General features: G+C 66.0%; 6 protein-coding genes and 1 pseudogene. 3 read left to right on the plus strand and 4 right to left on the minus strand.

The features are described from left to right. Nucleotides 1-69 precede the first annotated feature (69 nt). The 3 genes from AC1VAN_RS11950 to AC1VAN_RS11960 are packed head-to-tail and all read left to right on the plus strand — an operon-like array spanning nucleotide 70 to nucleotide 3,077. The gene (locus AC1VAN_RS11950; RefSeq protein ID WP_478066194.1) at nucleotides 70-1,167 is read left to right on the plus strand and encodes an alkene reductase; all 1,098 of its coding nucleotides are present in this window, start codon (nucleotides 70-72) and stop codon (nucleotides 1,165-1,167) included. Between the two features lie 46 nt (nucleotides 1,168-1,213). Then, nucleotides 1,214-2,002 (plus strand): SDR family NAD(P)-dependent oxidoreductase, encoded by a 789-nt coding sequence (locus AC1VAN_RS11955; protein WP_480985867.1) that lies wholly within the window; start codon nucleotides 1,214-1,216, stop codon nucleotides 2,000-2,002. 52 nt (nucleotides 2,003-2,054) lie between these two features. Next, on the plus strand, nucleotides 2,055-3,077 hold the full coding sequence (locus AC1VAN_RS11960; RefSeq protein ID WP_480985868.1) for an NADP-dependent oxidoreductase: 1,023 nt from the start codon (nucleotides 2,055-2,057) through the stop codon (nucleotides 3,075-3,077). Nucleotides 3,078-3,143: 66 nt separating this feature from the next. Here the strand turns inward: AC1VAN_RS11960 and AC1VAN_RS11965 are convergent, their stop codons facing one another. The 4 genes and pseudogenes from AC1VAN_RS11965 to AC1VAN_RS11980 all read right to left on the minus strand — a co-directional run. After that, the gene (locus AC1VAN_RS11965; RefSeq protein ID WP_154231483.1) at nucleotides 3,144-3,302 is read right to left on the minus strand and encodes a hypothetical protein; all 159 of its coding nucleotides are present in this window, start codon (nucleotides 3,300-3,302) and stop codon (nucleotides 3,144-3,146) included. 235 nt (nucleotides 3,303-3,537) lie between these two features. Continuing rightward, nucleotides 3,538-3,897 carry a hypothetical protein gene (locus AC1VAN_RS11970; protein ID WP_313113570.1) on the minus strand — a complete coding sequence of 120 codons (360 nt, stop codon included), beginning with the start codon at nucleotides 3,895-3,897 and terminating at the stop codon, nucleotides 3,538-3,540. Between the two features lie 80 nt (nucleotides 3,898-3,977). After that, a pseudogene (locus AC1VAN_RS11975) lies at nucleotides 3,978-5,388 on the minus strand (alpha/beta fold hydrolase). Nucleotides 5,389-5,512: 124 nt separating this feature from the next. Beyond that, on the minus strand, nucleotides 5,513-6,618 hold a 1,106-nt coding region (locus AC1VAN_RS11980), incomplete at its 5' end, for a carbohydrate porin (RefSeq protein WP_480985869.1).

The following is a 6,618-nucleotide window of genomic DNA, read 5'->3' on the forward strand; positions in this document are numbered from 1 at the left end:
ATTGACATCAATGATGATGCTCATCATCATTGATCCAGACCCCTCCTCCGTATGCGAGCCCACCCTCCCATGTCCGACGCCACGCTTTTCCAGCCCTATCCCCTCGGCCCGCTGACGCTGGCCAACCGCATCGTGATGGCACCGCTGACGCGCAACCGCGCCGGCGAGGGCCTGGTGCCCAGTCCGCTGGCGAGCACCTACTACGCCCAGCGCGCATCAGCCGGCCTGATCATCACCGAAGCCACCCAGGTCTCGGCGCAGGCGCAGGGCTACCAGGACACCCCGGGGCTGTACACGCAGGACCAGATCGACGGCTGGCGCACCGTCACCGATGCGGTGCACGCACGCGGCGGGCWCATCTTCGTGCAGCTGTGGCACGTCGGCCGCATCTCGCACGTCGACCTGCAACCCGGCAACGCGGCGCCGGTTTCCGCCTCGGCCCTCCGCGCGCAGACCAAGACCTTCGTCAACAATGGTTTCGTCGATGTGTCCGAGCCGCGCGCCCTGGACATCGACGAGCTGCCCGCCATCGTCGACGATTTCCGCCAAGCCGCTGCCAACGCCATCGCAGCGGGTTTTGACGGCGTGGAGATCCACGGCGCCAACGGCTACCTGCTCGAACAGTTCATCAAGGACGGGGCCAACCAGCGCACCGACGCGTATGGCGGCTCGGTCGAGAACCGTGCCCGCCTCCTGCTTGAGGTGACCGCTGCGGTGGCGCGCGAAATCGGCGCTGACCGCACCGGCGTGCGCATTTCGCCGGTGTCGCCGGCCAATGCCATTTCCACCGTCAGCGATCCGCAGCCCCAGTACGACTACATCGTCGATCAACTCAGCGCACTGGGCATTGTCTACCTGCATGTGGTCGAGGGCGCCACGGGTGGCCCGCGCGATGTGGCACCGTTCGACTTCGATGGGCTGCGCCGTCGCTTCAACGGCACCTACCTGGCCAACAACGGCTACGACCTGCAGCTGGCCAGCGCCCGTGTATCCGAAGGCCAGGCCGATCTGGTCGCCTTCGGTCGCCCGTTCATCAGCAACCCCGATCTGGTCGAGCGCCTCAAGCGCGGCGCAGCGCTGGCGGCACTGAACCCGGCCACGCTGTATGGCGGTGGCGCCGAAGGCTACACCGACTACCCCACCCTGGCTGAAGCGCACGCGCAGTAACGCGGCCGCCCGCATCCGACACGTCCCCCGTCCAGAGAAGCCCATCATGTCCGTCCTCCCTTCCGTCCTCATCACCRGCGCTTCCAGCGGCATCGGTGCCACCTATGCCGACCGCTTCGCGCGGCGCGGGCATGACCTCGTCCTGGTCGCGCGTGACAGCGCCCGACTGGAAACACTCGCCGCGCGACTGCGCCAAGAGACCGGCGTGGCGGTGGACATACTGCCGGCCGATCTCACCCAGGCTGACGCGCTGGCCACGGTCGAGGCACGGCTGCGCGACGATGCGCGCATCGGCATCCTCATCAACAATGCCGGTATCGCCCAGTCCGGCGACTTCCTCGCACAGTCGGCCGACGCCATCGAACGCCTGGTCACCCTGAACACCACCGCGCTCACGCGCCTGGCCGTCGCTATTGCGCCGCGGCTGGTCGGTGCCGGCAACGGCGCGATCGTCAACATCGGATCGGTGGTTGGCCTTGCACCGGAGTTCGGCATGTCCGTGTACGGCGCGAGCAAGGCGTATGTGCTGTTCCTGTCGCAGGGCCTGAGCCAGGAACTGGCCCCGAAGGGCGTCCATGTGCAGGCGGTGCTGCCCGCTGCCACGCGCACCGAGATCTGGGAACGCGCCGGTATCGACATCACCACGCTTGCTGAAGTGATGGACGTTGGCGAACTGGTCGATGCAGCGCTGGTCGGCTTCGATCGTCGCGAAACGGTGACCATTCCGCCGCTGCACGTGGCCGAACGCTGGGACACGCTGGATGGCGCACGTCAGGCCCTGCTCGGCGACATCCGCCAGGCGCACGCCGCAGAGCGCTACCGCACCGGCGCCTGAGGCCGGCCTCCGTTGCATCCACCCGGCCCCATCACTGCAGGAACCGCCCGCCATGAAAGCCTTCATCATTGACCGCTACAGCAGCAAGGACGTCGGCCGAATCGCCGACGCGCCCGAGCCGCATGTGGGCGACGAGGATGTCCTGATCCGGGTTCATGCCGCAGGCGTGAATGCACTGGACAGCAAGATCAGGCACGGCGAGTTAAAACAGATCCTTCCCTATCGCTTTCCGTTGATCCTGGGCAACGATGTGGCCGGGACGGTGGTGCGGGTCGGCGATMGCGCAGGCCGGTTCAAGCCGGGCGACCAGGTGTATGCCCGCCCGGACGATGATCRCATCGGCGGATTTGCCGAGTACATCGCGGTCAAGGCCTCGTCGGTAGCACCAATACCGAAGAACCTTGGCATGGTCGAGGCGGCCGCCCTGCCACTGGTGGCACTGACCGCCTGGCAGGTGCTGGTCGAAACCGCAGCACTGAAGAAGGGACAGCGGGTCTTCATCCAGGCCGGCTCCGGTGGCGTCGGCACGATTGCGATCCAGCTTGCCAAGCACCTGGGCGCCTTCGTCGCCACCACCACCAGCACGGCCAACGTTGCTTGGGTGAAGGCACTGGGTGCGGACGTCGTCATCGATTACCGGCAGCAGGACTTTGCTGCCGTGCTGCGTGACTACGACGTGGTCCTCAACAGCCTCGGCAGCGACGAACTCGATCGATCCCTCGGCATCCTCAAGCCCGGCGGTCACCTTATTTCCATTTCCGGGCCACCCACGCCGGCATTCGGTGCGGCAAGAGGATTGGCCTGGCCGCTTCGGCAGGTGCTGCGCCTGTTGAGCCTTCGCATCCGCCGCAAGGCCGCGCGCAGGAACATCCGGTACAGCTTCGTGTTCATGCGTGCTGATGGGCAACAGCTGGAACAGGTCACGGCACTGGTCGAGTCAGGCGCCCTGCGCCCGGTGGTGGACACGGTCTTTCCCTTCGAGGAAACCGGCAGAGCATTGGCCTACATGGACGGCGGCCGCGCCAAGGGCAAGGTGGTGGTGCAGATGGTGCACACACAGCACGTGCAGCCCTGAGGAGGCAGCATCGGGCCCGCTGCTTTCAACAGCACCGAAGCCCTCGCCCATTGCTGCTCCGCGCCGTCACCGCGGTGGCGCTGCAGGAATCGACGGAGCCGGCGTTTTGGGCGCGGTCGTGCCGGCGGCCGCATATTCACGCGCCTTGACGCGGAACGGGGCGATGCATCCGGCAAGGCTGATGCAGATGGAAAGAGAAAGTGCGATCAAAGCCAGAGTCTTCATCGAGGTGCCAGGTTGCGGGGGGGGTGTTTGCAGCGCCATGGTCAGGTGCTCGAGGCTGCAAGTCCATCTCCATCTGCCAACACTGGCCCGTACCATCAGGACCCATATCCTCCTCTGCCCGACGCCTGTATCCGGGCAGCACCGATCGCGCCCTTACCCGCCTCTGGGCCTGCCAGCCCGTACTACGTGGATGGCAGGAGGGCCCGCACGCTGCAGGACGGCACAACACGTAGTTTCAGATACAGGCCCAGGCCAGCCATCCGCCCAGTGGCAACACGGCGAGCAGCGCGAGCACGCCAAGGCAGCCGCCGTTGCTGTTGCTGGTGGTGGATGTGAAATCGCTCCGAGCGTCGCCGCTTCTCCGCTCGGACGGCGGCTGTGACTGCAGCCACTGGCGATGGCAGGCCTGGCAGAAGAACCGGGTCTTGCCATTGCGCCAGGCGTTGCTGGTGCGATCATTGTGGTGAGCGGCGCTGCCGCAGCGACCGCACTTGAAGATCCGCGAAGGTGGCTGTCGCTTCTTGTTGAGCAGGGCCAGCACTACCACCAGCGCGATGGCGGCTGCCGCTGTGCCGATCAGCGTTTCCGGCCCCATCGAATACTCCATGCGTCATGAATGCGAACAGCGCAACCAACGCAAGCAGGCGCCCGCAACGACGGGCGCCCGCTTGCAACTCAATGCAACGGCACCTTCAGCACAGATGGTGCGGACGCGGGCGAACTGAAGGTCACCGCCCCGCCCAACTGGCTGATGCCTGCATAGCGCAGGTCCACCGTATCGACCACCAGCGTCAGCCGGCTGCCCGCCGGAATGTTCCAGCTGCTCGCTTCCAGGCGCAGATCGAGGGTGGTCGCCTGGCCGGGCGCAACRCCTCGCAGGGTGTAGGGCTTGTGGCTGATCAGCTGGCCATTGCCCAGCACATCTTCCGCGTACAGATAGGCATACAGCGTGGTGTTGGCGCGGCTGGGGGTAACGGTCACCCGTACTTCCGGCGCGCCGTCGAGGCGGCGTGCGTTCCAGTACACCGGCCCCTGCCAGACACCTGCGGCGTTGCGCCCGATGAAAGGCACGTACGCCCCCGGCGGAAGGTTGATCATCTGCAGCGAGCCGGACACCATCGCCACACCGGAATTGGCGGCGGTTGCCAGGCCACTGCCGATGCGGTAGTTCCAGCCATTGCTGCGCCCGTTTTCAACCAGCCCCCCGGTGGGCAGAAGCAGGCCGCCGGGTGCAGTCAACGCGTAGCTGACCGCACCACTGTTGGTCGCCTGCCAGTTCGGGTAGCTGCTCCAGCTGCCCTTCTGCGACTTCAGCTGCACCGCCGGCTCGCGGTCGATGCCGTTGGCCACGCCCTTGAGGTAATGGTCGAACCAGTCACCCGCCGAGTCGTAGACCTCGTTGGGAATGCCCAGTGCGCCCAAGGCGGCTGCGGATGGCGGCCACGGGCAGCAGCGATTCCACTGCACCCTGGTAGTTGCCGACCACCACGTTGCGGTTGATCGTGGCCAGCTCTGCCCCGGGTCGGCCGGTGACCAGGCCGGCGGCCACCAGCAGCGCGATTCCCTGTGCGCTGGGGGTGTCGTTGGCGTACAGCGACGCCCGCAGGTCGGCCCATCCGCTGAGGGCGGCCACCGCCTTGATGCGGGGATCGCGTGCCGCCGCCAGCAGGCTGGTGCCTGCGCCGTAGGAGATGCCCGAGACGCCGATCCGCGCCGGGTCGGCCTGGGTGTTGTCCAGCGCCCAGTCGATCAATGCGCTGACATCCTCGACCGTGGCCGGCCCGGCGATATCGATGGCCCCGCCTGACTCCCAGAAGCCGCGCGAGCTGTAGCTGAGGACCACATAGCCGCGCTTGGCCAGCGACTGTGCCACCCCTACGTATTCCACGCTGGGAACGGCCCAGCTGCTGGGCATCACCAGCAGCGGGTACTTGCCGCCACCTGCGTCCTGGGGTTCGATGACAAAGACCCCGAGGGGCGTGCCGTCCCAGCTGGGAAGGGTGCGGTGGGTGGTCTTGACCGTGGCAGCCCAGGCGGTGGGCGCCAGTCCGGTCAGCAGGATCAACAGCAGCAATACCTTGCGCATCGTCGTCTCTCCCCGTCGTTGTTGGTGCAACGGGCAGGACCGTACCAGTGCGAATGGTGGCTTACACCTTGCGTTGCAGCATGGGGCGCACGTTCGGCACCCCATGCTGCGGGCCCTGATGCGCCTACAGCGTTGCCTGCGCCTGCAGGGTGAACACCCAGCTGTCGGGTCGGCTGGCATAGGCGCCGGGCCGTGCCACGTACTGCACCGCCGGCCGCAGCACCAGCCACGGGGCGACCTGCACGCCGTAGTTCAGCTCGACGAACTGCTCGTTGCTCTGCACATCCTTTCCGGTCAGCTGCTGATGGCGGGCGAGCCGGTCGGAGATGTCCAGCCGGTTCCAGGCCAGGCTGAGCACATCATCTTCGCGCGATGCGATCACGCCACGCCAGCTCACGCCCGCTTCCCACGAGTAGCGCATGAGCCCTGTTTTTGCGTCGGCACGGGTAGCCACGCCGAACACCGAAATGCCGCGCACCGTGTCACCCTCGGGCTTCCACACCCGTTGTGCGGCCTGCACGTACGAACCGCTGCGATGCGAAGCGCGAGGTGCCGTCGGGTCACCAATGTCATCGGCGTTGGAGGTATCCAGGTAATAGCCGACCTTGTAGGTACCGCCATAGTCCTCTCCGGACTTGCCATGGCTGTAGCCCAGCTCGACCGGCAGGAACAGGYCGGTCTTTCCCTTCGTCGAAACACGGAAGCCACTGTTGGCCTGCTTGCGCGTCGGGTTGACGTCGTAGATGCCGGTCTGTGCGTACCAGCCTGAAGGATCATTCCACTTTACCCGCAGACCCCATTGGCCTGTCGGATTGTCCAGCCAGCCAGAACTGTAGATCGGGCCCAGCGGATGCCCGCACTGGCCGTTGTTGTTGAAGTTGCAGGTGTAAGGCAAGCCACCGAAGTCGTTGCCCATCGAGTAGAAGCCACCCTTCAGGCTCAACCGCTTGCCCAGCAGCAAACGCTCGTAGGAGAGTTCGTTGAAACGCAGGTTCTGGCCCTGGCCATAGAAGGCCTGGTTCTGGATATAGGAACCGGTGGACCGCTCGTTGATGGCGTTGCCGAAGCGATCGGAAAACACCACGCGCAGCGTGCCGTCGAAGCCGAATGCCTTGCCGGTGTCGATCATCGCGCCCAGATCGATGTGCTCGGCGGTGGACCAGCCACTGCCCTTGTACCCATCGCTGTTGACGCCGCTGCCGATCACGATGCGTGCGCTGGGGGTAACGC

This window comes from Stenotrophomonas sp. 05L44_2 (assembly GCF_056665995.1).

What these genes read in the sequence shown, in the direction of transcription:
- AC1VAN_RS11965 (WP_154231483.1), bottom strand. Translation starts at nt 3,302, where the DNA reads ATGAAGACTCTGGCTTTGATCGCACTTTCTCTTTCCATCTGCATCAGC.
- AC1VAN_RS11970 (WP_313113570.1), bottom strand. Translation starts at nt 3,897, where the DNA reads ATGGGGCCGGAAACGCTGATCGGCACAGCGGCAGCCGCCATCGCGCTG.